This is a genomic window from Dyadobacter sp. BHUBP1, from assembly GCF_050587785.1.
In the GTDB taxonomy this organism is placed as follows: Bacteria; Bacteroidota; Bacteroidia; order Cytophagales; family Spirosomataceae; genus Dyadobacter.
Window position 1 is genome coordinate 344157 of record NZ_JBOBIH010000005.1, and the last position, 24558, is coordinate 368714.

Sequence of the window (24558 nt, forward strand, 5' to 3'; positions counted from 1 at the left end):
GCGACGATAGGAGGCCCCTCTGGGGCCTTTTGTCGTTTGTTGATTGATGGGAGTTCTACAAACAGGAGATGCCTCGGGCATCTTGCGTCGAGCCTTATGAGCAGAGTCGATCAGTCGCGGCGCTGGCCGCGGAGCGGCCTCCTGTTTATAGCAAGCATATATCGAAAGGTTGCGCGACCCCATCGGGGTCTCCTGCTTGCGATATCAGTCCCCTTCCTCCACCTCCATTTCCTTCTTTCTCTCAAAAATCAATGCGCTTCCAGCCAGTTAGCACCGACACCGATCCCTGTCTCCATCCTCACCGCCATAGGGATCGCATTGCGCATCAACTCATCCACTTTTTCTTTCAGTAAATCGATTTCGCTGTAATGCGCATCGAAAACCAATTCGTCATGCACTTGCAGGATCATGCGCGATTTGAGCTTTTCGCTGGTCATCCAGTCGTGGATATTGATCATTGCAACTTTGATCATATCGGCGGCAGAGCCCTGGATCGGGGCGTTAATGGCGTTTCGTTCGGCGTAACCGCGGTTGGTCTGGTTGCGGGAATTGATATCCGGCAAATACCGGCGGCGGCCGAGAATGGTTTCTACGTACTCGCGTTCGCGGGCATCGTTCACGACTTTATCCATATAGCCCTTCACAGCCGGGAATTCTTCGAAGTAGGCGCGGATGATCTCGCTCGCTTCCCCGCGTGGAATGCCTAGGCGTTGCGCGAGACCGAATGCCGAAATGCCGTAAATGATACCGAAATTGACCATTTTGGATTTGCGGCGCATGTCCGGAGTCACTTCTTCCAAGGGCACCTGAAATACCTTGCTGGCGGTTGTCGCGTGAATATCCCGGCCCTGGTTGAAGGCCTCGGTCATACTCGCGTCGCCGCTGAATGCTGCCATAATGCGCAGCTCGATCTGCGAATAATCCGCCGACAGGATCTGGAAATCGTCGGAATCGGGCACGAATGCCTTGCGGATTTCACGCCCACGCGGCGTGCGGATCGGGATGTTTTGCAGGTTCGGGTTCGTCGAGCTCAGACGCCCGGTTGCTGCAACGGCCTGATTGTAAGAGGTATGGATACGGCCCGTGCGGCTGCTTACCATCGTAGGTAATGCATCCACATAAGTCGATTTAAGCTTCTGTAACTCTCGGTAATCCAGTATTTTACGGGCAATGAGGTGGTTCGCTTCAAGGTCCGAAAGAATCTCTTCACCTGTCGCGTACTGTCCGGTTTTAGTCTTTTTCGGCTTGTCGATCAGCTTCATTTTCTCGAAAAGGATCTCGCCAAGCTGCTTCGGAGAGCTGATATTGAACGATTGGCCGGCTGCCTCGTAAATCTCGGACTCGGTCTGGCGAAGGTCGGATTCCAGTACTGTCGACATCTCTTTCAATGCATTGATGTCCAGCCTCACACCGGTATTTTCCATGGAAGCCAGCACTTTCGTCAGAGGCATTTCGACCTCATAGAAGAGCTTCGCAGCATTTACTTTCGGCAGTTCGCGGCTAAAAATCGTGTTGAGCTGGAAAGTAATGTCGGCATCTTCACCGGCATACTGTGTGATTTCCGGTATCGCGACGTCGCGCATATTGCCTTGTTTTCCGCCTTTTTTACCAATAAGCTCTGTGATCGACACTGGTTCGTAATTCAGGTAGGAAGCGGCCAGGATGTCCATTCCGTGGCGCTTGTCCGGTTGCAGCAGGTAATGTGCAAGCATAGTGTCGCTCAGTTTGCCACGAACGTCGACACCATAGTTTTTCAGCACGAGCAGGTCGTATTTGATATTCTGGCCGATTTTTTCAATGTTTTCATTCTCGAAAACGCCGCGGAAATGCTCGACGATCTCCTGCGCTTTGGCCTGGTCGGCGGGGACAGGAATGTAAAACGCTTCCCCTGCGAGGTATGAGAACGACAGTCCTACCAGCTCGGCATCGGTGGTATCGAGCGACGTGGTTTCGGTGTCGAAGCAAAAAGCATCCTGCAAGCTCAGATAATGCGCAAGACTGGTCATCAGTTCAGGCGTATCCACGGTGTGGTAGCGGTGGAAAGTATTGGCGATGGTCCGCTTCGACGTCGGAATGCGGATTTCGTCGGTATCCTCGACCAGTTCGCCGTCGGCCAGGTCACCGCTGACGACCGCCGGCTGCTGCCCAATCTCTTCTGTTGGATTACCGAAGATGTCGAGCTGGCCTTTGGAAGCGGCTTTGCGGGCTTGTGGAGCGCCTGTGCGCCCTGCGGGAGCAGCAGTTCCAAGTATCCCGGTAGCAGCACCAGCCGTGCCCGCGCCGAGAACACGGGTTTTCAGGGTTTTGAATTCCAGTTCGTCGAACAATTCGGCAATGAGCTCTGCATTCGGCGCGCAGACGGTCAGGTCTTCGGCGTCGAATGGCACAGGCACTTTGCAATCGATCGTCGCAAGTTGCTTGCTTAGCACGGCCTTATCGAAGTTCTCCCGGATTTTTTCTCCGAGTTTTCCCTTAATTTCATCGGCGTTTGTAATCAGATTTTCGATCGTGTCGTATTCCTGGATGAGTTTTTGGGCCGTTTTTTCGCCCACGCCGGGAATGCCGGGGATATTGTCGACGGCGTCGCCCATCAGGCCGAGAATATCGATCACCTGGTCGATGCGCTGGATTTGCCAGCGATCGAGTATTTCTTGTACGCCCAGCACTTCGGCGCCTTTCCCGAGGAATGCGGGTTTGTAGATGTGTATGTATTGTTCGACCAGCTGCCCGTAATCCTTGTCGGGTGTCATCATAAAAACCTCGAAACCTTCGCGGGACGCCTCCTTCGCAATGGTGCCGATGATGTCGTCGGCCTCATAGCCGTCCAGTTCGAGAATCGGAATGCACATGCCTTTCAGCAGGCGCTTCACAAGGGGAATGGCCACGGTAATATCCTCCGGCTGTGCTTCGCGCTGGGCTTTGTAAGCCTCGAACTGCACATGACGGAAAGTAGGCGCAGCGGTGTCGAATGCAACGCCGATGTGGGTTGGTTTCTCTTTTTGCAGTACTTCGAGCAGTGTGTTGGTGAAGCCGAAAACGGCGCTGGTATTCAGTCCTTTTGAAGTGATGCGTGGCGCCTTGATGAATGCGAAATGCGCCCTGTAAATCAAGGCCATAGCGTCCAGAAGGAATAGCTTGTGAACGGGTTTTTCCATGAGGTAAGTTTATGATCGAAACTCAAATATAATGTAACTGCGGCGACAGACAGGGTTTGCCGGCGGTTTTTTGTGGAATTGCGGGAGAAGTATTGTAAGGATATTACAATTGGTAATAATTAAAAGTTTTATATGATTTAATAGAATGGTACTATTCAAATGGCTTATTAAAACAAATATGTACTTAAAGGTTAATATTGACGGTATTGATTTAAGATATAAAAAGTATTATAAGTAATATATTTTTAAAATGTTTTTTATGTATTATAAGTATAATTATTTTAATAATAATAAAAAAGAGTAAAATCTTTAAAAGTATTATACATCTGATATGACATATTTATAAAAAGAATTTAAAGGTATATACTTATTAAAACTATTATCATATTAAAAGTATAAAACTAATAGTAAGTATTAAATAATATAAATTGCTGATAATTAGCTATATAAAACTCGATCCGGCATATGAGAAATATTTTCTTACTTTTAGCTATTGTGATTTTTTCGTGTAACCAAAACAAACCCGTGAAACAAGCATATCAATGGCCGGATGCCACACCGCCGGTAGCAGAAAAGAAAGACCATGAAACCGGAATGCATGGTGACAAACGTAATGACGAGTACTACTGGATGGGCGACTTCTTCCGCGAGGGCCCCGACAGCGACAAAGTCGTAGAATACCTGAAAGCCGAGAACGCCTACACCGATACGATGATGGCGGGTACGGCGAAATTCCAGGAAGCATTGTTTTTAGAAATGAAGGGGCGGATCAAGGAGAAGGACGAGTCGGTGCCGGTGTTCAGCAATGGGTACTGGTATTACACCCGCAGCGAGGAAGGGGAACAGTATTTCAAATATTGCCGCAAGAAAGGCTCGCTCGAAGCGCCGGAAGAGATCCTGCTCGACGTCGATAAAATGGCAGAGGGACATCCGTATTATTCGGCGGTCGGTTTCAATGTAAGCCCGGACAACAAGCTGCTTGCCTATGGCGTCGACACCGTTTCGAGAAGGCAGTACACCCTCTACATTAAAAACCTCGAAACCGGCGAGCATTTTGCCGACAAGATTTATCCGGCAAGTGGTGGCTCTGAGTGGGGGAATGATAACAAAACGCTGTTTTATACAGCTACCAACCCGAAAACGCTCCTGAGCGAGAAGATCAAGCGCCACACGCTTGGAACGGATCCGAAGAAGGATGTGGTGGTTTACAATGAGAAGGACAAGAGCAATTATATCGGGGTAGGGAAGACGAAATCGGACAAATACATTGTGATCGCTTCTTCGGCCACGATGTCGTCGGAATACCTGATCCTCGATGCAGACAAGCCGGAAGGCAAGTTCGAGGTGTTTCAGCCACGGATGAAGGATGTTTTGTATGACGTTGATCATCAGGGAGATAAGTTCTTGATCGTAACCAACAAAGATGCGTTGAATTTCAGGCTGATGGAAACGCCCGTGAACGCAACCGGGGTCGAAAACTGGACGGAGGTAATTCCCAACCGTGCCGACGTGTTGCTGGAAGGGATTGACGTTTTTAAGAACCATCTGGTGATTACAGAGCGTAAAAATGGCCTCTTGCAACTCAGAATCCGCAATATCAATACGAATGCGGAGCATTACGTGGATTTCGGTGAGCCGGCCTACACCGCATATGCCGGCTCGAACCCCGAATACAACAGTTCGAACCTGCGTTACATCTACACTTCGCTCACAACGCCGAGCTCAGTGTACGACTACGACATGGAAACCCGCGATAAAGAGCTCAAAAAGCGCCAGGAAGTGGTAGGAGGGTACAATCCGGAGGAATATGTAACGGAACGTTTGTATGCGACCGTGCGCGACGGCGTGAAGGTGCCGATTTCAGTGGTATACAAAAAAGGTACGCCCAAGAGCGCTGGGACGCCGCTTCTGCTTTACGCATACGGTTCATACGGCAACAGTATGGACGCCGCGTTCAGCAGCACGCGCCTGAGCCTGCTCAACCGCGGGTTTATATACGCGCTCGCACACGTACGAGGCGGGCAGGAAATGGGCCGGCAATGGTACGAGGACGGTAAAATGTTCAAGAAAAAGAACACATTCAACGACTTCATCGACTGCGCGGAATACCTCATTAAGGAAAATTACACCTCCAAAGAGCATTTGTTCGCAGAAGGCGGCAGTGCGGGTGGTTTGCTCATGGGCGCGATCAGCAATATGCGTCCCGACCTATGGCGGGGCATCATTGCCGACGTGCCGTTCGTAGATGTAGTGACGACCATGCTCGACGAGAGCATTCCACTGACAACCAATGAGTTCGACGAATGGGGGAATCCTAAAAACAAGGATGCGTACGACTACATGAAGTCCTATTCTCCGTATGACAACGTGGAGAAAAAAGCATATCCCAATATGCTCATTACCACGGGTTTGCACGACAGCCAAGTGCAGTATTTCGAGCCTGCCAAATGGGTAGCCCGCCTGCGAACCCATAAAACCGACAACAATGTGTTGCTTTTAAAAACAAATATGGAAGCCGGCCACGGCGGCGCTTCGGGACGATTCGATTACTTAAAGGAGATCGCCTTGCAGTTTGCGTTTATGTTTGCGTTGGAAGGCATTAGCGAATAAAGTTTGAACGTCCGGCACTGAATTTTGAATGACTGAATGATTGAATGACCGAATAAGCCCTATTCAATCATTCAGTCATTCAAAATTCAATCATTATAGCGCACCAATCGCCTGCTCCACATCCGCGATGATATCGTCAATATGCTCGATACCTACGGAAATACGGAGCTGGGTCGGCAGGACACCTGCTGAAAGTTGTTCTTCGTCAGATAGTTGAGAGTGCGTGGTAGATGCGGGGTGGATGATCAGCGTTTTGGCATCGCCTACGTTGGCCAGGTTGCTGATCAGTTTCAGGTTATCTACAAAATGCTCCGCAGTCTTTCTGTCGCCTTTCAGTGAGAACGACAAAACCCCTCCGAAACCACGTGTAAGGTACTTTTTAGCCAGCTGGTGGTATTTGTTGCCTTCCAGACCGATATAGTTCACACTTTCCACTTTCGGATGTTTTTCAAGCCATTGTGCGAGTTTCAATGCGTTTTCCGCAATACGCTCCACTCTTAGCGACAGCGTTTCAAGCCCTTGCAGGAACAGGAACCCGTTAAATGGCGAGAGGGACGGGCCCCAGTCGCGCAGGCCTTCCACACGGGCGCGGATGATGAACTGGATGTTGCCGAATGGTCCGCCGATACCGAAAACATCGTTCAGAACAAGGCCGTGGTAGCTCGGCGAAGGCTCTGTAAACTGAGGGAACTTGCCGTTACCCCAGTTGTAGGTACCTGCATCGACGATCACCCCGCCAATGGAAGTTCCATGGCCACCGATCCATTTCGTGGCCGATTGCACGACTACGTGCGCGCCGTGCTTGATGGGCTGAAAAATGGCGCCTGCCGCACCGAACGTGTTGTCGACGATTAACGGGAGGTCATATTTCTTTGCAAGCGCAGAGAATGCGTCAAAATCGGGTACGGAATAGCTCGGGTTACCGATGGTTTCGAGGTAAATGAACTTGGTCCTGTCGTCGATCAGCTTTTCAAAACTGCTCACATCGTCGCCATCGGCGAAACGTGCTTCCACACCGATGTTTTTGAAGGAATTTTTGAATTGATTAAAAGAACCGCCGTAAAGGAACGAGGTGGTCACGAAGTTATCACCGACGGTCGTGATGTTGTTGATCGCCAGAAACTGTGCCGAATGCCCCGAAGCGGTGGCCAATGCAGCTACGCCGCCTTCCAATGCCGCCACGCGTTTTTCAAAAACGTCGTTGGTGGGGTTCATAATGCGGGAGTATATGTTGCCAAACTCTTTCAGAGCGAACAGGTTAGCGGCATGCTCGGCATTATTGAACACATAGGAAGTGGTTTGGTACAAAGGCACGGCCCGTGAATTGGTAACTGGGTCGGGCTGTTGTCCGGCATGAAGCTGCAAGGTTTCAAATTTCATTTGGTTAGAACGTTTAAGGTGGATAAAACCCAAATGTATCAAACTAAATGATATTACTCTACGAAATTTATAGTCTTTTGCTTGCCGGATAATAAATTGGATTTTGATAAGGGGATATCAGCCTCCGATCAGGCTGAGCAGATTGTTGCATTGTATTCGGAGCTGGTTGAGCGTATATGCGTCTGTGACACGGCCTTCCGTTATTTTGCTTTTGACATTCGGAATGGACAGTGCAGAGCCGTCATTCTTTTTGGTGCCCAATGCCGTTAGGGTAAGTAATAGCGACGCCAGTGCATTATTTCCGCCGGAGTTGAGCGGCGAGGCGCTGATCACCGATACCGGCTTATCATTCAGATCGCCGGTACCCACGGTCCAGTCGAGGGCGTTTTTAAGTGTACCGGGTACACCGAACGCGTATTCCGGTGTGCAGATCACCAGCGCGTCGGCTTGGGCAATGGCAGTTTTAAAGCGGATCACCTGCCCGGTATCGGAAAGGCCCGGAGCGAAATGAGCGATTTCGTCCAGGCCTTCGAAGATTTCAAAAGTGATGTCGGAAGGCAATAAGCTTCCCAAGGTTTTTAGGATGATGGTATTGGTGGAATCGGCGCGCAGACTGCCCGAAATGCCCAGGATGCGAATGTGTTTCATAAACAGCACTACAAAAACCGGCCGTTGCGGGTTTCCGGTGCTGCCAATTTATTTAGCCATGACATTGTAAAAGTTGTAATCGGTCATCGGGGCGTCGGTGAAGCCCAGGTTACGGCCCATTGTAATGACCTGTCCGCGGTGGTAAGTGGTATGGTTCACGACGTGCATGATGTATTCAAAGTTCGGGAAGTTGCATTGGAACCAGGGACTCTCCACGAGCGTCTCGCTCTGAATTTGCTGGATCGAGAGGCCTTCGATGTATTCCGCAAGCTCCTGAGATTGCGCTATAAGCGTATCAAATGTCGAGTCGATATCTCCATCGAAATCCTGGCCGCTATAATTGTGCTCCGGATTGAGGATCGAGTACCAGTAGCGCTGCGTTTCAAGGATATGGATGAGCGTCAGCCGGATGGTCGTAAAGCTCGATTTTAGCTCCGTTTCGAGGATTTCGGCCGGTTTTGTGCGTAACCAGTTTACCAAAGTGCAGTTGGCCCAGTGGTTGTAATCTGCGAAATTTTTCATCGCATAGGCCAAACTTTTTTCTGCGGTCGGAATTTCAATTGTGGCTGACATATCTCCTTTGTTTAAGTGCATTACAAAGAAAACAGAAGCTTATGACAGCCCTATGTCAGCAGCACTTATCAATGATTCAGATTTTCCAGAATTTTTTCGGAAAGCTGCCGTACGATCGTTTTGAGTGCTTCGGGCTCCATAATACACGCTTCGGGAGCGATCATCATATACCATCTGGCAAAGCCTTCGAGCGACGCGCTGAGGAACGTCATCTCGACATGATCGTCGCGCTCGATTTCGGAATTAAAGCCATAGTAGTTCCGCTGCTCGCGTATGTAACGCGCCGCGCGCTTATCCACGCGGATGCGCACGAGGCGCATATTGTCGTTCTCCCAACTGTCGTGCATAAAGTCTTTCAGCGGGGCGTGCTGATGAACGAAAGGTCGGTCCGTAATGTCGCATTGAAGGATACGGTCGGAGCGGAAATTGCGGTAGTCGTTGCGCAGGTGGCAAAATGCGATGGTATACCAGTAATTATTTTCGTGGTAAATGCCTACCGGTTCGATAATCCGCTCGCCTGGCTCGGCGGCACTCAACGCAACATACAGGATTTTAGCAATTTTTCGCTCGGAAATGCTCCGAAGCAGAACGTCAAGCGTGTTGCTGTTGGGCTGGTGAAATGCCCTCGGCCGGCTCCGTACTTCAATGTGGTTTTCGAGGTTCTCCACCATCGATTTTTCGGTACTTCGCAGCACGGCTTTGATCTTGTACATCGCCGCCTGGTAATGCGATTGAGTCGAGAAATCGGTAAACTTCTCCATCAGCTTTTCGGCCGTGATGAATGTACGCGCCTCTTCCTTGGTGAACATGACGGGAGGCAGGCGATAGCCATCCATGATGGAATAGCCGACGCCTGCCTCGCCTATGATGGGTACGCCCGCTTCTGCGAGCGAATTAATGTCACGGTACACCGTCCGCAGACTGATCTCGAAGCGTTCGGCCAGGTCCTGGGCTTTGACAATTTTGCGGGATTGAAGCTGGATCAGGATGGCGGTAATGCGGTCGAAACGGTTCATGAGTGTCGGTGAGGAAATGTCCGGCACAAATTAAGTTTAAAGAACCGGTTCTCTCAAATTAAATGCTTCCGAAATCAATTGAAAGGATTTGATACGGTTTTCAAACGTATCGGCCATGGTCGAAACCATGATCTCGTCCGCTTCGAAATCGGTAGCCAGCCTGGTCAGCTGCTCTTTCACCGATTCCGGCGTGCCCGAAACGATCCGGCCGCTGTTGTATTTGATCCGGTCGAGTTCGCCGAAATTGAATTGGTATTTGCGGACCGTTTCGGGGTCGGGGAACGGCCCGAATTTGCCCCGTTCGAATTCCACCAATACGTAGTCCATCATCTTGCGCATTAATGCCGCCTTTTCTTCGGTTTCGGCGCATAATGTGAATGCGGAAATGATCACTTTGGGTTTTTCGAGCTGATCAGACGGGCGGAAATTACGTTTGTATTCCTCCACTACATCGGGCTTCACAAAGCCATTAATGAACCTCGCAACCGCGAGGCCCATTCCGAAACGGGCGGCGATATTACTGCTGCCTCCGCTGGAACTGAGTATCCACTGCTCCGGAATCGTCGGGGACTGCGGCGTGGCGTAGATAAACCCGCGCTCGGTGCCGGCGGTATCCCTGAAAAAGTGCTGCAAATGTTCGAGCTGTCGCAAGTAGCTCGTTTCGCTGAAATCGTTGGATGGGTTCAGGAGGGAAGAGGTGATGCGGTCGGTGCCGGGCGCACGGCCCATACCGAGGTCAATGCGGCCCGGATAGAGCGTTTCGAGCATGCGGAAATTCTCCGCCACTTTCAATGCGCTGTGATTCGGCAGCATAATCCCGCCCGAGCCGACGCGGATACGGCTCGTTACATCCGCCAGTTTAACCATCAGGACTTCCGGGGCCGAGCCGGCAATAAAAGTGGAATTATGGTGCTCGGAAACCCAGAAACGGCTGTAACCAAGTTCTTCGGCCAGTTTAGCAGTGGCAATGGTTTCCTGTATGGCCTCGCTGACCGTAGACCCGTGTCTGACAACAGATTGGTCGAGAATGCCCAGTTTGAAATGCTTCATACAATAAATACTTGATTTGAAGCATAACACGGCATGGCCGGTTTGTATTCATTTTAGAGGCATTAAATATCCTTTCTGCGAGTATAGTAACGTTCGCCGGCGGAGTAGGGGAGGCTAGGGCACGCGGTCCCAGTAGGTGCTTCTTCCCAGCAGCGGTATGCCCACATAGCTCCTCACTTCGAGTTTTTCCTTACGCAATTTGATCAGACAGTTGTAGGTCTTACCGCTCCTCGGGTCGTACATTTTGCCGTTGTCCCAAAGGTCTTCGCTAAAGACGAAGTTATTTAGCAGGTTCACGTGGAGCAGGTTCCGGGTGCGAAGCTTCTCATTGGAATTCCGGACGTCTTTTCGGGACGTTTTTCCATCGGCTTCGAAGAGATCCTCCGACCACAGCAGGCGACCGAAATATTCCTCGCCGTTTTTATAAATCTCTATGCGGGTATCTTTTTCTTCGTTGATCCACTCGCCAACGATCTTATCTGCGACAATAATTTGCGATCCGGCAGGGTTGAAACTCACAAAAAAAAATATAGTAAAAAGTATTTTATACATTCTAATGGCGTCCGTCGGGTTGGTTGTTTGTGTTTGGGAGACCTTGAAAATATGCAAGTTTGAAATTTGTAAAATTTTACACTGTTAAATATTGCAAAAATCAAAATGGCCAAATTTGGCATTGAGGGTGTATTTTTATCAATGATCTTTTATTTAACATTGATAAATATCGAATTTAACACTGTTAATTATTTTGAACTTTCATTATATACGGGAATGAGTCCAATTATTTCCGATTGTTGGTGTGACAATATACGACAGTTCTTCAAATTAAGAAACAGAATTATTCCAAGATGCCGCTCAATCCTACTGCGGTGCGGTCGTACGCGAGTTAGTTCCTATGCGCCACCTCAGATTGGATACAGCAAAAGTTATTCCGCGCTGAAATTTGTATCCGATGGTGATTTTGCTCATCTCGTCTGATAGACATACGATGGCTACGGCATTGTTTTTTATAGAATTAGTTCTCTATTTATGTAAAAGTTGCAGAGTCTGATATAAACTGCGTTTGTCTATGAGTACTTCCCATGGCCCCGTGCCAGCCAATGAAATGGAACGTCTGCTGGCGCTCTCGGAGTTGGATATCGACTATTCGGACCATCAGATCACATTCCGGGACTTGGCCAAGTTGGCCGCAAAGGTTACCGGTACCAGAATCTCACTTGTTAACTTGCTTGATTCCCTTACGCAATGGACGATCTCTAACTACGGCTTCGATATCGAGCAAATGCTTCGGGAGGATTCAGTTTGCCAGTACACCATCATGGAGTCGGAGCATTTTGAAGTCGGTGATTTGAGCGCGGACGATCGCTTTAAGAACAAAATATATGTGACCGGCGAACCCAATGTAAAGTATTATTATGGTATACCGCTGAAAACGAGTGAAGGGCTGCCCATTGGCGCCTTGTGCGTGCTCGACCAGGAGCGCAAGACGCTCGAACCCGAGAAAATAGAGCTTCTGAAAATTATTGCCGACGAGATCGTAGCCCGCCTGAAAACGCATAAAGTGCTGGAAAACCTGAAAGCAAGGCTTTTGGAAGCAGGCCAGACGCAAAAAAAGGTGGCACATGACATACGGGGACCCTTGGGCGGGATCGTGGGGCTGGCGCAGATTATCCGCGACCAGGGCGAGCAGAACAGAATGGATGAAGTCCTCGAATTTATCAATCTGATTCACAAAAGCGGTAATTCCATCCTCGATCTGGCCGAGGAAATCCTCGACTCGCATCGGGAAAAGCCAACAGGTGAGAGCACGTCGCGGGCTTCGAATGGACAGGGCTTCACGCTGATGATTTTTAAGGACAAGCTCGAAAAGCTCTACGGACCACAGGGCAAGCATAAGAACATCCGTTTTCGGGTTCAAACAAGCCCGTTAACCGAGAATATCCACTTTTCGAAAAGTAAATTGCTTCAAATTACGGGTAACCTTATTTCTAATTCCATGAAATTCACGCCTCCCGGCGGCGAGGTGGCCGTGGACCTGCATCTGCTGATCGACCAGGCCAGACCCATATTGCAAATTTCAGTTCGCGACACCGGCGTGGGGATCAGCGAAGAGAATATCCAGGCGATTTTGTCCGGTAATGCGTCGTCCACCAATGGAACTGGCGGCGAGCAAGGCTTTGGATTTGGACTGGCGCTGGTGAAACATCTTGTTGACAGCCTGGGTGGGAATATCAATATTGCTTCGGAGCCGGGTATCGGGACCCATTTCGAGATCAACCTGCCTCAGAATATCTATTGATCTCGTTTGCAGCTCTGTGGGCCTGGTATTTGCATTCTAGCCGATCCCTCACCAATTTTGTCTTCTTGTTTTACCTGGAAATTGAAATTTTGAAACTCTATAAAGGACTTGTTGCCGCTACTGTTGAGGCTTTGCAGGATATTTTTGTCAAAAATCGCCAAGCCGACCGTGTCGTTGAGCAGTTGCTGAAATCCAACAAAAAATGGGGTGTCCGCGACCGCGCTTTTATTGCGGAAAACGTGTATGAGATCGTACGCTGGTGGCGGCTGGTGAAATACGTCGCCCAGGTGGACAAGGCCGCAGAAAATGAGGATTTCTGGCAGCTGGCAGGTGCATGGCAACTGATCAAACCTTTGCGGCTTGGTGGGCACGACGCAATGGAGAGCCTGCCCGAATGGCCCGAATTTGAGGGTTTAGATCCGCAGTCGGTTATAGAACGGTATCAGGAGGGGACGAAAATCCGCAAAATCGCACAATCGATACCTGACTGGATCGACCAGATCGGTGAGTCGGAAATCGGGGAGCAGTGGTCTGCTGAGCTGTCTGCGCTTAACAAAACCGCTCCGGTGGTTTTACGCATCAACTCGCTGAAAACAGATATTGCAACGGTGCGCGAGCAGCTGGGACTTGACATGACCGAACCTGTCGCTGGTGTCCCCGAGGCATTAGTACTTAAAAAGCGGATGAACGTATCCGGTTTGGATAGTTTTAAAAACGGCCTTTTTGAGGTGCAGGACGCCGGATCACAGCTTATCGCGCCCTACCTGGACGTACACCCCGGCATGTCCGTGATCGACGCCTGTGCAGGTGCGGGCGGGAAAAGCCTGCATGTGGCCGCATTGCTCGGCAATACGGGCTCGGTCCTTTCGATGGACATCGAGCACCATAAATTGCAGGAGCTGGAACGCAGGGCCGCACGAAATGGGGTTACCAACCTGACCACTATGCTCATTAGTTCCGAGAAAGTCATTGCTAACCTGTCGGGAACCGCGGATCGCCTGCTGCTTGATGTACCTTGCTCAGGACTAGGCGTTTTAAGACGCAATCCCGACAGCAAATGGAAACTAAAACCCGAATTTCTGGACAAGATTCGCAAAGTGCAGGCGGACATCCTTGAAAGCTATTCCAAAATGGTCAAGAAGGGCGGGAAAATGGTGTATGCGACATGCAGTATCCTGCCATCGGAGTCGGAGGAGCAGGTACGGGCATTCACCAGGCGCCACCAAGCCGATTGGCGGTTTGTTTCTGAACACCGCACCTCACCCGCGCGTGATGGTTTCGACGGCTTTTATATGGCGCTGCTCGAACGGAAATAGCCCTACACCGCCGGTTGAACGGCAAAATACCAGACCCATGTGATCAGGAAAACCTGCATCGGAATGCGGAACCATAAATACGCGGGGCCTTTTCCGTCGTAGGTGCCCTTCTGGTAGTCAAGGTGGCGGTTGGCTGCGTAAATGTTAGCCGGAAGCAACGCGATGAAAAAGAGGATCAGGAAGATACCTGCCGCATAACGTGTAGAGGGGAAGAGCAGTGCGATACCTGCTGCGATTTCAATCAGTCCGGTTATTAAAACCATTGCTTTTTTGAAGGGGACAAACGGCGGGACCATCTTGCTCATACCCTCGGGAAATTTAAAATGTCCTAATGCAGTGAATTGCAGCATTGCACACATGGCGATATTTCCGCTTAAAATGTAAGCCGGCTCGCCGAAATACGCCCAGGTAATGCCCAGGCTAGCCAAAAAACTGAGAATTAGAATAATCAATACCGACATAGTGGATGAAATGCTTTTCCCGTGAAAGCGCGAAATGATTGCAACTAGTTCCGCAAACATCGGAAGGCACGGTTTTTTCCTGATTTTAAGAAATCAACAAGCGAAACCATGAACTTCCAGAACCAATACTCGTTCGCATTTCCCTCCGCGGAAATGCCAGACGACCAGCCGCCTGCACCAAGTTATCCAGAAAGGCCGAGGGAAACAGGCCCGTTGAATCCCACGCCCGAAATACCGGGGACCGACGCGCCGGAAGTCAATACCGGTTCGAGGATCGATGAGGATCAGCCGGCTGAACCGACTGATGAAGACGAGGTAGGCGAAATCGAATCGCAAAATCCCTGAACCAAAAAGGGTTACCCCAATGCTGGTAACCCTTTTTGGTTAGACCTGGATGCAGTGCTACTGTGCCTCTACAAGCTTCTTGATCTCAACCAGGATCGGGGTCCAGCCTTCGCCGTTGTTGTACGAGTCCTGGTATCGCCGCTCGCCCTCCGCTACGGTGCTGTAATCGCCCTGCGTAACCTTTAAAAGTGTTTTTTCTCCCTGCGGAACAAGATCATAGGTGACTTGGAGGTAATTTTCGGAAATATCGTCGATGTTCGAATGCGGATCGATGGTGGTGTAGCGGAGAAATTTCCCCGGCTCGATTTCCAATACTTCCCCTTTAACCCAGATGATCTCTTTTCCTTCGTGCTCACCTTTCCAGAGCAGTTCGCTGCCGACGTTCCAGTCGGAAAGTGCCTCACAGCCAAACATATACTGCTTCGTCTGTTCAGGATTCACAAGCGCGTCCCATACACGGGAGGCTGGCGCATCGATCGTAATTTCGTTTTGGATGAATAATGGTTCCATTGATTGAATGACTTTTAATGTTAGGTGTTGCTGAGTGTTGTCAGGTATTGTCAGGTGTTGCTGAGTGTTGTCAGGTATTGTTAAGTGTGGTCAGGCATTGTTAAGTGTCGTTAGTGATGTCAGGTATTGCCAAGTTTTGCCGGGTATTGCTTTTGAAATAGCTAGTCTCCTTCATTCTAACGATGCCTGATCAGACTCTGCTGTTCTTGACTATAACTGACACCAATTGACAGCACCTGTCCACACCTGACTACAACTGACCACTGTCTGACCAGATTTAACGACGGCAATATTACGCCACTCCGTACCGTGCCGGATTGCGTTTTACGGATTATTTCTAACCGAAAAGGGAGTGATGCCGAATTTCTTTTTGAAGGCATTGTTGAAATGCTGGGGCGTCGCGTAGCCTAGCTGCGTCGATATTTCAGCCGCTGTTTGCTGCGTGTCCAACAGGTATTGTTTGGCGAGTTGCAGGCGCTGGTCGGTGAGATAGCCGAAAATAGTATTGTTGAATGTCTCTTTGAAGCCTTTTTTCAGTTTGTATTCGTTCAAACCCACATGCTGCGCGATTTCGGAAAGATTGGGCGGGCAATGTACCCGTTCGTTGATCAGGTCGCGAACGGCGATGATCTTCTCCTTGTCGGTTTTAGTTTTGATAAAGGGATCCGTTTTACGTTCCGAAGCCTCGCACGCGTCGGCGCATAGCACGAGCAGTTCGATGCTTTTGGAAAGCAGGAACAGCTTTTTGAGATTTTCGGAATACCTGCAGTGGATGATCTGCTGAATTACCTGCTGGATCGGTGAGTCGATCGTTCCCCATTTTTCAGTCAGAATAGCACTTTTCCCGAGCATGATCGCTTCTGAAAAGCGTTTCAGTGCATCGCTGGCATTTTGGGTGAACTGAATGAAGACCTCTTTGGGAAACTGAATACCGAAAGTCTCGATTTCAAGCGTTTTTGCCTGCACGGTCATTTCAAACTCCTTGGAATACATGATGTTATGATGCCCGCCTACGAGGTCGAATGTCTTTCCGAGCTGGTTGTAGGTGAACATATAATCCCCTTTCAGGCCGAAATGCATGCGCACGACCTCGGTATTGGTGCTTTTAGAGTGGAAACCCGACAATTCCGTAAACCGCGAAACCGCATGCCCGAGTAGGATGCCGTCACATTGCCACGTGGTGCCGGTCATTTGACCTTTGTCGAAACTACGGGTTTGCCTTTGTTCCATAGGTGTTACTTTTTGCGGTTGGCGAGCCAGAGGATCGAGTTCACGAGGAACTGATTCTGCGCGTCGTTATCAAAGGTAAATGATAATTCCTTGTTCGTTTTGTTCTCGTAGTCGATATCGTTATGGCCCATATTCATGTACAGCATTTTGTACTTTGTATTGGTCCACGCGACAGGATAATAGCCGCTATGCCAGATTTCATGCTGCTTCGGGCCGGTACCCAACGGGAAACTCGCCGGGTCGATCGACAGAAGGATTTGAATGTCAGGATTTTGGGTTAAATCTTTCTCCCATCGGTACCATTCGTTGGGAGAAGCCTTGAAAGTGCTGCCTAATCCCCTGGTTGCCGGGCTTTGGGGATTTTCTACTTTCAAAATGGCCGAAGTAGGGCGCCAGGTGTTGCTTTTGTATTGCCCCGAGCCGAGAAATTGATCATGGTACCAATCCCAGTTCTGCGGATAGGCCGACGGTGTCAATGCGAAGGCAGCGAAATGAAAGCCGATCCAGCCGCCGCCGTTTTCCATATACTTTTGAAATGCAGCCCGCTGCTCAGGCTTTTCGGGCCTGGTATCGAGGAAGAGAACGACCTGATATTTTGACAAAAACTCAGCATTAAGGTTGTCCCAGTTACTGGTAGAATCGTAGGTAAACTCGTTTTTCTCACCGAGTTCGGGTAAACGTTTGTGGGCTTCGCCTACAAAACTGACGTGTGCCCGGTCGTTTTTACCGGTAAAAAAGGCGACAACTCTGAATTTGGCTTTCTGCTGGGCGAATGCCGGTTGCGTAACGGATAGGATGCCCAGCATGGTAATGCCCAGCATGGTAATGCCCGGCATGGCAATGCCCAGCGTGGTAATCAGGACAGCCAGCGGCTTTCCGAATAGGTACTTCATTGGATAAGGGGCTAGGTATGGAGATTAAATTAAGCCAAATATAAACGGTAAAATGTCTGCGTGGGTTCGGCGCTAATTTTAGTTTTGAAAACCATGAATATCCGCTTTATTTGCCGTTTCCAATTTCATTAGTAATCATGAACTACACCCTTATTGCACAACAGGCGGGCGTCAGCGACAAGCAGGCGAGAAGTACTATCGCGTTATTCGAAGAAGGCGCCACGGTGCCGTTTATCGCGCGGTACCGCAAGGAAGCCACCGGCGGGCTGGATGAGGTCCAGATAGGCTCCGTCAAAGAGGCATGGCAGAAGCAGCAGGAAGTCGAAAAGCGTCGTGAAGCCATTTTGAAGAGCATTGAAGAACAAGGCAAACTCACACCCGATCTGAGAAAGAAGATCGAGGGCGTGTTCTCCATGACCGAACTCGAAGACCTTTATCTTCCCTATAAACAAAAGAGAAAAACCCGTGCGACGATTGCCATCGAGAAAGGCCTGGAACCACTTGCCAAACTCATTTTCGAGGGCAAGGAGCGCGATCCGGATGGCAAGGCAGCCAGCTTCCTGAACGACCAGGTTGCAAATGCGGGCGACGCATTGCAGGGGGCACGGGACATCATCGCCGAGTGGATCAACGAAAATCAGGAAGCACGGACGAAAATCAGGCACATATTCCAGCGCGGGGCTATTATAACTTCCAAAGTCAAAAAGAAGAAAGAGGAAGAAGGGGCCAAATACCGCGATTATTTCGAGTTTTCGGAGCCTTTGGCCAAAATACCCTCGCACAGATTACTCGCGCTGCGCAGGGGCGAGGAAGAAGGTATTCTGAGCGTCGATATTTCGCCCGATGAAGATACGGCGCTGGAAGCATTGGACAGGCTGTTCATGTTCGGTACGGAGGCCTGCAAGGACCAGCTCGAACTGGCGATTGGGGACAGCTATAAGCGACTATTGAAACCGTCGATCGAAACGGAATTTGCCAATATATCAAAGGAAAAGGCAGATGCGGCGGCAATACAGGTGTTCACCGAAAACCTCCGGCAACTCCTGCTGGCTTCGCCGTTGGGCCAGAAAACAGTATTGGCTATCGACCCTGGCTACCGCACGGGCTGTAAGGTCGTCGTACTCGACAATCAGGGTAATCTCATCGCCGACCATGTCATTTATCCGTTCGATAAACCTTCGGAGGCAGGCGCCAGGATCGGCGAGCTTATCCGAAAGTTCAAAGTCGAAGCGATTGCGGTTGGTAATGGTACGGCTGGACGAGAGACAGAGGACTTTGTAAAGAAGTTGCTGGAGGGTTCCGGGCAATCGGCGGACATCGGCCTGTTTATGGTGAGCGAGCAGGGAGCATCCATTTATTCCGCCTCGGAAGTTGCGCGCGAGGAGTTCCCGGACAAGGACGTCACGGTCCGTGGTTCGGTATCGATCGGCCGCCGGTTGATGGACCCGTTGGCCGAGCTGGTAAAAATTGATCCGAAGTCGATCGGCGTTGGCCAGTATCAGCACGATGTAGACCAAAATTCATTGCGAAATGCTTTGGACGTAGTCGTAGAAAGCTGCGTGAATTCCGTAGGCGTAAATCTCAACACGTCGAGCAAGCATTTGTTGCGCTATGTTTCGGGCCTTGGACCCGCTCTGGCGCAGAATATCGTGGATTTCCGGGCTAAAAACGGAAATTTCAAATCGAGGCAGCAATTATTGAAAGTTCCTCGCCTCGGCGCCAAAGCATTTGAGCAGGCGGCGGGCTTCCTGCGTATTGAGAATGGTGCTAATCCATTGGATAACAGTGCGGTACATCCTGAGCGTTACGAATTGGTAGAGCAAATGGCCAAAGACGCCGGCGCTACGGTGAAGGATTTAATGCAGAAGCCTGAGTTGCGGCGCCAGATTAAAATTGAAAAATATGTATCGGCGTCGGTGGGCTTGCCGACTTTGAAGGATATCCTCGCCGAACTTGAAAAGCCCTCGCGTGACCCGCGCGCCGAAATGAAGAAGTTTGAGTTTGACGCCTCGGTCAGGAAGCCCGAAGATCTGAAGGTCGGGATGGTCCTTCCCGGAATCGTGACCAACATCACCGCGTTCGGTGCGTTTGTCGATGTGGGCGTGAAGCAGGATGGGCTCGTCCACGTTTCACAAATGGCCGACAAATTTGTGAAGGACCCGAACGAAGTGGTGAAGTTACAGCAGCACGTCACCGTAAAAGTGACAGAGGTAGACCTCAGCAGAAAGCGGATAGCACTGTCGATGAAACTTTGAAAAATACAAAACCCGTTGGAGTCAGACACAACGGGTTTTGTAATTAAATACCTTTATAATACGTGCAGCCGTTCTTCCTCCACAACCTTTTTCAGATCGTGCAGCACGTTCAACCAGTTACCCTCCGCTTTCACGACGGCATCGTCGTCTTCCAGGTTGTCCTGTGTAACCACCAGCGTCGTGTTCTCGTGGTAGTCCGACAAGTGGAATGTAACGTGAGTATAATTATCCTCAAAATCCTCAGTGCCCGACAGCGGGCTCCAGAATGAGTAGCTTAGCTCACGTTCGGGCGTAATCCTCAGGATTTCGCCTTTGTCGACATAATGCTGGCCATTCCATTCGCCTTCGAAGGTGATAGGACTTCCGATTTCAAAATCCGAGCGCATTTCAGTGCCATGAAAATATTTTTTGACGAGTTCAGGTTCTACCAATGCCTTCCAAACCGCAGAAGGGCTTGCATGGATAGAGATGGTTGCGGTTGCGAGCTGTTTTCTGTTCATGTTTATTCGGAGTTAGTACTGTGATAAATGCTGAGAAAATTATGCCAACGAGGTCCGTGCCTGCGCGGCCCCGCCGGATTTTGATCGCTGGCTGTATATTTAACGTATATCAGGCGAAATGAGTTGACATGCGCGAGCTATATTTTAAACAATGGATGCCTATCAGTCTCGACGAGGCCTGGGCTTTTTTCTCGAACCCTTCCAATTTGAAGGAAATCACCCCTGCCCAAATGGGATTCGTCGTGACATCATCACATCACGGCGGAAAAATGTACGCGGGACAGATTATCCGTTACATTGTAAGACCGCTGTTCGGTATACCGCTGAAATGGTGTACCGAAATTACACATGTGGTTGATAGGCAGTATTTTGTAGATGAGCAACGCTTCGGGCCGTATGCATTCTGGCACCATCAGCACCGCTTTACCGAGCAAAACGGAGGGGTGCTGATGGAGGATATTTTGCATTACAAAGTGCCATTCGGCATTTTCGGGAGGTTGATAGACCGGATGATCGTGAACCGGGAAGTGAATACGATTTTTGCTTACCGAAGGAAAATTCTGTCCGAGCGTTTCGGGACCTAGAAGTTGTACTGTACGCGGGCAGTGAAAACATCGTCCGAAACGTCGCTTTCGTACCCCGGCAGCGCCGACTTTTCATTCCGTACGAATTCATAGTAGAATACGAATTTCAGCGATTCGTTTGCCATGTACACGTAACCCATCCCGAGGGTATTGTACCGGAGATCGGCCTTGCCGAATCCTTTATCGGCAGAGATTTGCTTGCCCGAGACCTTGGTATTGGGGTCGTACCAGTCGTATTTCATCACAAACTGGTGGTCCAGGCTGCCGAGATGTTGCAGAAAATAGAAATACGCGCCGTCGAAGCTGCGGGTGTAGAGAGGATCTTTAATGCCGTTGGTGACCGGGTAAGTTCCGGGCGTTTCACTTGTGCCGAAAGTCGCCGTTTGCCTGCCTTTAATGTACTCGGCCCGGAACTCGGTTTCGCCTTTCCGGTTCGGGAACGAAAGCTGGAAATCTGCTCCGGCGTAGTTACGTGGCCGGGTTTTGTGCAGGTTGGCGCTTGCCGAATCGCGAACTGCCTGATATTCGCCACCCTTGCGTTCCGTTTTATAAAGGATCTCGGATTGACTTACAATGCCGCCGGCGTAGCCTGATACCGCCGCCGACAGGGTTGCACCACCCAATGCACGGATCGTGGTCGGTTTGAGACTTAGCCTGCTGATGACGTCCTTATGACTGTCATAGTCCATCGGCCCCGACATACCCTGACCGTTGAAGACGCCGAGGTCGAATTTCAGTTTCTGATGCCATTCCTGTGTTTTACGGCTGGTAACGGTGAGCATTACACCGATGTCCCGCTCGGTTTTCATCAGGATCTGAGACATGCGTCCGCGCTCGGGCGACTCGCGGTTGGCCGACGAAAGGTTCACTTCGTGCCCGAACGGCCGCGCGAACATCCCCGTGGTTAATGCGAATATTTTGAATTTGTTTTCATAAAACCGGCCCCAGAAATCGCGGATGGCCACGCCGCGTTCGGTGCCGTCAAACTGGAATACGAAATATGAGGTTGGATCGTCATTCTTGTTGAGGTGCGCGTAGTCCACGCGCAGGCGCCCGCGACGGAGCATGAAACGGTTGTTCGACAGCGTGGAGAAGTTTCCGCCTGCAAACGTTTCCGCGCCTTCTTTGGAGATAACCTGAAACTGTGGCTGAATATATCCGCTGATTCTCACACGATTATAGCGCTCGTAAATAGAGAGCATACCTTTTCCCATCTGGTTTGTCGTATCCACAAGGTCCATAAGGAAGCGCTGGGCAAAAAGGTCTGAATGGCTTAAAAGTATAAAAAGTAATAATAGGCCGGCAACACGGAACTTCATTAGATTATATAATTGGTGGCTGGAAATCGGGGTACAAAGAACCTTATTTTCCCTTAATTATTTCAGCCAGATCGGATAGTTTTTCTTGCCAGTGCCTTTTCATCGCGTCACGGTCGGCAGCACGCGGCAGCTTTTCATGATGAAAGCTGATAACACTTTTGCCGGCGCTCTTGCTTTTGCTACCCACCACGCGTACCTGTAAAGTTGAATTATAGCGCCAGTATTCGGGCTTCCACGCCACCCTGAAATGCGAGCCCGGGGCGAGAACGGTGACGGTCCCGACAATACCATCCTGTGTTTTGAATGATTCGCCCATGCCCACGCGGCCATCGACGAGCGGGCCTAGCCAGGTTGATAGTCCTTGTTCCGAGGCGATGAGTTCCCAGGCCTTTTGAACCGGGAGCGGAAAGGTCCTCGAAACGCCCACTTCGTACCCGGACAAGAGCTCTCCTAATTGTCGCTGGCCGATTGCTTCGCGGTAGCCCAGAGCGATCTTCTGCCGGTACCAGGCATTTTCCACGTGATCTTCCAACAATGCAACAATATCCTGATGGGCCCGTCCGTCGGATTTGAGGTTATCGAGCCATTCAATCCATTCCGGCCAATTACGTCCGGTTTTCTCTTTTAAGGTGTGTGACGACAGCCTGGCAAGTTCGTCTGCCTCTGATAATGCCTCATTCATAGCCATGATTTTTACAGGTTTTAGGAATGCAAAATTAGTTAAAAATCAGTGCTAATGCGTACAGCGGTCGATCGTTGGCCGACGAGGCTGGAAAAATGAGTGACGGTAGACGAAGCGGATTTGACCGGTTGTTAGTGATTATTTTTCGGATTAAATACTTGTTAATCAATGTACTTTGTGCTGTATGCATATTGTACTCAAAATACTTTTAATATGTTCATTAATATAATTAGTATCAAAAGTAATAAAAGTGCTATACTTAAATATTACTAATAGTATAGTATGTATAATACTTTTAAAGATATAATATAAATTAAAAGTATTGCGCATAATTTCAATGATGGGCTGACTATAAAGTACAAAAAGTTCAATACTTTACATTCATTTGAAAAGTATCGAACTTTTTATACTTAACAGAATCTATCAAGTACTTAATGAATTATACTTTTAATACTTTAAGTATGGATAGATAGATATGTTAGTATGTTACTAACATTACATATTATATGACAACACCCTATTATAAGTACGCGCCTAATAGCCGGCTGTAAATCGCTTCCGGATGAAGTTTCCTTGCTCGATCTCATCGACGATGACGACAGCTGTATCGTCCACCGACAGCCTACTGTGATGGTGCTCATCGAACACCGGCGTGTCGAGTGCGGTGCGGTATTTACCTGTGCGCTCGCCAGGATGTGCGGGTGACATTTCAATGGCCGGGCTTAGAAAAGTCCAATCCAGTTCAGTTTCAGTTTTGAGGAAATTGAGGTAATCGCGGGCGGCTGTGGCGCCAGCTTTGTACGCTTCGGGGAAAGTAGGAGTGTCCACCAGCTGCAAGCCCGGTTTGATTTCCAGGCTTCCAGCGCCACCCACCGTAAGGAACCGTTTTACGCCCGCCTGCTTCACGCCCGCTTGAATGGCCTTGGCGCCGGCGATAAAGTCATGGTAAATGTTCGGGTTCGTCCAGCCTGCATTAAACGTGCTGATCACCGCGTCGTGGCCTTTTACGGCGGCGGCTACCTCGTCTGCATTTGCCACGTCAGCGGCTTTGGCGGTAACAAGCGCGTTGCTGACGTCGATTTTATCGGTATTGCGGGCAATAGCCGTAACCTGGTGGCCGCGCGAAACAAGTTCTCTCAAAACGTGGGTGCCTACAAATCCAGTGGCACCGATCAATGCAATTTTCATAAGTTGTTGTTTTTAAGATGGATATGTTAATCTGAAATAATAAATGTTACAGTTTTGTGTAAAAAAATTAATTGAACTTCTCGCAGAATTCTGCCAACGATACCTTTCCCAGGCTGGCAAGCAAGGTCTTTTCCGCGTCGTCATACAGGCTGTCGAGATGATCGTTGATCTTGCGTCCGACGGGGCAGGCCGGGTTAGGAGAGTTGATGCCTTTTCCCAGTAAATCCTTCTGTTTGACCGCTTGGTACACCTCCGACATGAAGATCTGACCGGCAGGTTTCGCCAGCTTGCTTCCGCCCGATTTTCCTTCTTTGCTTAACACCAGGCCGCGTTCGCGCAAATTGCTAAGCTCTTTCCGCACGAGTACCGGGTTGATGTTAATGCTTCCCGCCAAGTATTCAGACGACGTCCATTCGTCCTCCGAAAAGGTCAAAAGTGTCAAAATGTGCACGGAAATGGCGAAACGACCGCTGTTCATACTGTAACTTTTATTATTACAGTACAAAGGTGAACAACGTTTGGGAGAAATGCAAGCGGGAGGGGGATT

The 24558-nt window shown here is 49.7% G+C and carries 22 protein-coding genes; 6 read left to right on the top strand and 16 right to left on the bottom strand.

Annotated features, from left to right (window positions below; all coding sequences use genetic code 11):
• Positions 1–248: 248 nt before the first annotated feature.
• Positions 249–3155 carry a DNA polymerase I gene (gene polA / locus ACQ4MZ_RS21460; protein ID WP_430848318.1) on the bottom strand — a complete coding sequence of 969 codons (2907 nt, stop codon included), beginning with the start codon at positions 3153–3155 and terminating at the stop codon, positions 249–251.
• 525 nt (positions 3156–3680) lie between these two features.
• Between polA and ACQ4MZ_RS21465 the strand changes: the two genes are divergently transcribed.
• Entirely contained in the window at positions 3681–5765 is a 2085-nt protein-coding gene (locus ACQ4MZ_RS21465) for a S9 family peptidase (protein ID WP_430848320.1), read from the top strand.
• Positions 5766–5858: 93 nt separating this feature from the next.
• Here ACQ4MZ_RS21465 and ACQ4MZ_RS21470 read toward each other — a convergent pair whose 3' ends face one another.
• The 6 genes from ACQ4MZ_RS21470 to ACQ4MZ_RS21495 form a co-directional block, all read right to left on the bottom strand.
• Positions 5859–7145 (bottom strand): O-acetylhomoserine aminocarboxypropyltransferase/cysteine synthase family protein, encoded by a 1287-nt coding sequence (locus tag ACQ4MZ_RS21470; RefSeq protein WP_430848322.1) that lies wholly within the window; start codon positions 7143–7145, stop codon positions 5859–5861.
• A 117-nt stretch (positions 7146–7262) separates the two neighbouring features.
• Positions 7263–7793: an NADPH-dependent FMN reductase gene (locus tag ACQ4MZ_RS21475; RefSeq protein WP_430848324.1), complete on the bottom strand. Its 531-nt coding sequence runs from the start codon at positions 7791–7793 to the stop codon at positions 7263–7265.
• A gap of 48 nt (positions 7794–7841) precedes the next feature.
• Positions 7842–8366, bottom strand: coding sequence for a DinB family protein (locus ACQ4MZ_RS21480; protein ID WP_430848326.1), 525 nt, complete (start codon positions 8364–8366; stop codon positions 7842–7844).
• A 68-nt stretch (positions 8367–8434) separates the two neighbouring features.
• A complete protein-coding gene (locus tag ACQ4MZ_RS21485; protein ID WP_430848328.1) occupies positions 8435–9382 on the bottom strand; it encodes a helix-turn-helix transcriptional regulator in 948 nt (315 codons plus the stop codon).
• A gap of 36 nt (positions 9383–9418) precedes the next feature.
• The gene (locus ACQ4MZ_RS21490; protein ID WP_430848330.1) at positions 9419–10432 is read right to left on the bottom strand and encodes an LLM class flavin-dependent oxidoreductase; all 1014 of its coding nucleotides are present in this window, start codon (positions 10430–10432) and stop codon (positions 9419–9421) included.
• A 114-nt stretch (positions 10433–10546) separates the two neighbouring features.
• A complete protein-coding gene (locus tag ACQ4MZ_RS21495) occupies positions 10547–10951 on the bottom strand; it encodes a DUF2147 domain-containing protein (RefSeq protein ID WP_430848333.1) in 405 nt (134 codons plus the stop codon).
• A gap of 547 nt (positions 10952–11498) precedes the next feature.
• Between ACQ4MZ_RS21495 and ACQ4MZ_RS21500 the strand changes: the two genes are divergently transcribed.
• Both ACQ4MZ_RS21500 and ACQ4MZ_RS21505 read left to right on the top strand, forming a co-directional pair.
• Entirely contained in the window at positions 11499–12728 is a 1230-nt protein-coding gene (locus tag ACQ4MZ_RS21500; RefSeq protein ID WP_430848335.1) for a GAF domain-containing sensor histidine kinase, read from the top strand.
• Between the two features lie 89 nt (positions 12729–12817).
• Complete coding sequence (locus tag ACQ4MZ_RS21505; protein ID WP_430848337.1) at positions 12818–14044, top strand: RsmB/NOP family class I SAM-dependent RNA methyltransferase; 1227 nt, start codon at positions 12818–12820, stop codon at positions 14042–14044.
• A 2-nt stretch (positions 14045–14046) separates the two neighbouring features.
• Here the strand turns inward: ACQ4MZ_RS21505 and ACQ4MZ_RS21510 are convergent, their stop codons facing one another.
• Positions 14047–14565 carry a DoxX family protein gene (locus ACQ4MZ_RS21510; protein ID WP_430848339.1) on the bottom strand — a complete coding sequence of 173 codons (519 nt, stop codon included), beginning with the start codon at positions 14563–14565 and terminating at the stop codon, positions 14047–14049.
• Between the two features lie 48 nt (positions 14566–14613).
• Here ACQ4MZ_RS21510 and ACQ4MZ_RS21515 point away from each other — a divergent pair, with 48 nt between their 5' ends.
• A complete protein-coding gene (locus ACQ4MZ_RS21515; protein ID WP_430848341.1) occupies positions 14614–14850 on the top strand; it encodes a hypothetical protein in 237 nt (78 codons plus the stop codon).
• A gap of 57 nt (positions 14851–14907) precedes the next feature.
• On the opposite strand, the gene ACQ4MZ_RS21520 is transcribed toward ACQ4MZ_RS21515, so the two are convergent.
• From ACQ4MZ_RS21520 to ACQ4MZ_RS21530, 3 genes are all read right to left on the bottom strand, one after another.
• Complete coding sequence (locus ACQ4MZ_RS21520; RefSeq protein ID WP_430848343.1) at positions 14908–15360, bottom strand: SRPBCC family protein; 453 nt, start codon at positions 15358–15360, stop codon at positions 14908–14910.
• A gap of 324 nt (positions 15361–15684) precedes the next feature.
• The gene (locus ACQ4MZ_RS21525) at positions 15685–16590 is read right to left on the bottom strand and encodes a helix-turn-helix transcriptional regulator (RefSeq protein ID WP_430848345.1); all 906 of its coding nucleotides are present in this window, start codon (positions 16588–16590) and stop codon (positions 15685–15687) included.
• A gap of 5 nt (positions 16591–16595) precedes the next feature.
• Positions 16596–17483 (bottom strand): ThuA domain-containing protein, encoded by an 888-nt coding sequence (locus tag ACQ4MZ_RS21530; protein WP_430848347.1) that lies wholly within the window; start codon positions 17481–17483, stop codon positions 16596–16598.
• Positions 17484–17620: 137 nt separating this feature from the next.
• Here ACQ4MZ_RS21530 and ACQ4MZ_RS21535 point away from each other — a divergent pair, with 137 nt between their 5' ends.
• Positions 17621–19738 (top strand): Tex family protein, encoded by a 2118-nt coding sequence (locus tag ACQ4MZ_RS21535; protein WP_430848349.1) that lies wholly within the window; start codon positions 17621–17623, stop codon positions 19736–19738.
• Positions 19739–19791: 53 nt separating this feature from the next.
• Here ACQ4MZ_RS21535 and ACQ4MZ_RS21540 read toward each other — a convergent pair whose 3' ends face one another.
• Positions 19792–20238 (bottom strand): SRPBCC domain-containing protein, encoded by a 447-nt coding sequence (locus ACQ4MZ_RS21540; RefSeq protein WP_430848351.1) that lies wholly within the window; start codon positions 20236–20238, stop codon positions 19792–19794.
• Between the two features lie 128 nt (positions 20239–20366).
• Here ACQ4MZ_RS21540 and ACQ4MZ_RS21545 point away from each other — a divergent pair, with 128 nt between their 5' ends.
• A complete protein-coding gene (locus ACQ4MZ_RS21545; protein WP_430848353.1) occupies positions 20367–20822 on the top strand; it encodes an SRPBCC family protein in 456 nt (151 codons plus the stop codon).
• Here ACQ4MZ_RS21545 and ACQ4MZ_RS21550 read toward each other — a convergent pair.
• The 4 genes from ACQ4MZ_RS21550 to ACQ4MZ_RS21565 all read right to left on the bottom strand — a co-directional run bounded on the left by ACQ4MZ_RS21550 (position 20819) and on the right by ACQ4MZ_RS21565 (position 24489).
• Entirely contained in the window at positions 20819–22141 is a 1323-nt protein-coding gene (locus tag ACQ4MZ_RS21550) for a porin (protein ID WP_430848355.1), read from the bottom strand. The two genes, ACQ4MZ_RS21545 and ACQ4MZ_RS21550, sit on opposite strands and share 4 nt — an antisense overlap.
• Before the next feature lie 43 nt (positions 22142–22184).
• On the bottom strand, positions 22185–22829 hold the full coding sequence (locus ACQ4MZ_RS21555; protein WP_430848357.1) for a hypothetical protein: 645 nt from the start codon (positions 22827–22829) through the stop codon (positions 22185–22187).
• A gap of 528 nt (positions 22830–23357) precedes the next feature.
• On the bottom strand, positions 23358–24011 hold the full coding sequence (locus ACQ4MZ_RS21560; RefSeq protein WP_430848359.1) for an NAD(P)-dependent oxidoreductase: 654 nt from the start codon (positions 24009–24011) through the stop codon (positions 23358–23360).
• A gap of 67 nt (positions 24012–24078) precedes the next feature.
• Positions 24079–24489 (bottom strand): Rrf2 family transcriptional regulator, encoded by a 411-nt coding sequence (locus ACQ4MZ_RS21565; RefSeq protein WP_430848362.1) that lies wholly within the window; start codon positions 24487–24489, stop codon positions 24079–24081.
• Between the last annotated feature and the right edge of the window lie 69 nt (positions 24490–24558).

Excerpts from the sequence above, each read along its gene's own strand:
- ACQ4MZ_RS21485 (WP_430848328.1), bottom strand. The coding sequence starts at position 9,382 with ATGAACCGTTTCGACCGCATTACCGCCATCCTGATCCAGCTTCAATCC.
- polA (WP_430848318.1), bottom strand. The coding sequence starts at position 3,155 with ATGGAAAAACCCGTTCACAAGCTATTCCTTCTGGACGCTATGGCCTTG.
- ACQ4MZ_RS21490 (WP_430848330.1), bottom strand. The coding sequence starts at position 10,432 with ATGAAGCATTTCAAACTGGGCATTCTCGACCAATCTGTTGTCAGACAC.
- ACQ4MZ_RS21520 (WP_430848343.1), bottom strand. The coding sequence starts at position 15,360 with ATGGAACCATTATTCATCCAAAACGAAATTACGATCGATGCGCCAGCC.
- ACQ4MZ_RS21530 (WP_430848347.1), bottom strand. The coding sequence starts at position 17,483 with ATGAAGTACCTATTCGGAAAGCCGCTGGCTGTCCTGATTACCACGCTG.
- ACQ4MZ_RS21545 (WP_430848353.1), top strand. The coding sequence starts at position 20,367 with ATGCGCGAGCTATATTTTAAACAATGGATGCCTATCAGTCTCGACGAG.
- ACQ4MZ_RS21470 (WP_430848322.1), bottom strand. The coding sequence starts at position 7,145 with ATGAAATTTGAAACCTTGCAGCTTCATGCCGGACAACAGCCCGACCCA.
- ACQ4MZ_RS21480 (WP_430848326.1), bottom strand. The coding sequence starts at position 8,366 with ATGTCAGCCACAATTGAAATTCCGACCGCAGAAAAAAGTTTGGCCTAT.
- ACQ4MZ_RS21535 (WP_430848349.1), top strand. The coding sequence starts at position 17,621 with ATGAACTACACCCTTATTGCACAACAGGCGGGCGTCAGCGACAAGCAG.
- ACQ4MZ_RS21550 (WP_430848355.1), bottom strand. The coding sequence starts at position 22,141 with ATGAAGTTCCGTGTTGCCGGCCTATTATTACTTTTTATACTTTTAAGC.
- ACQ4MZ_RS21560 (WP_430848359.1), bottom strand. The coding sequence starts at position 24,011 with ATGAAAATTGCATTGATCGGTGCCACTGGATTTGTAGGCACCCACGTT.
- ACQ4MZ_RS21475 (WP_430848324.1), bottom strand. The coding sequence starts at position 7,793 with ATGAAACACATTCGCATCCTGGGCATTTCGGGCAGTCTGCGCGCCGAT.
- ACQ4MZ_RS21555 (WP_430848357.1), bottom strand. The coding sequence starts at position 22,829 with ATGGCTATGAATGAGGCATTATCAGAGGCAGACGAACTTGCCAGGCTG.
- ACQ4MZ_RS21510 (WP_430848339.1), bottom strand. The coding sequence starts at position 14,565 with ATGTTTGCGGAACTAGTTGCAATCATTTCGCGCTTTCACGGGAAAAGC.
- ACQ4MZ_RS21500 (WP_430848335.1), top strand. The coding sequence starts at position 11,499 with ATGAGTACTTCCCATGGCCCCGTGCCAGCCAATGAAATGGAACGTCTG.
- ACQ4MZ_RS21565 (WP_430848362.1), bottom strand. The coding sequence starts at position 24,489 with ATGAACAGCGGTCGTTTCGCCATTTCCGTGCACATTTTGACACTTTTG.
- ACQ4MZ_RS21515 (WP_430848341.1), top strand. The coding sequence starts at position 14,614 with ATGAACTTCCAGAACCAATACTCGTTCGCATTTCCCTCCGCGGAAATG.
- ACQ4MZ_RS21525 (WP_430848345.1), bottom strand. The coding sequence starts at position 16,590 with ATGGAACAAAGGCAAACCCGTAGTTTCGACAAAGGTCAAATGACCGGC.
- ACQ4MZ_RS21540 (WP_430848351.1), bottom strand. The coding sequence starts at position 20,238 with ATGAACAGAAAACAGCTCGCAACCGCAACCATCTCTATCCATGCAAGC.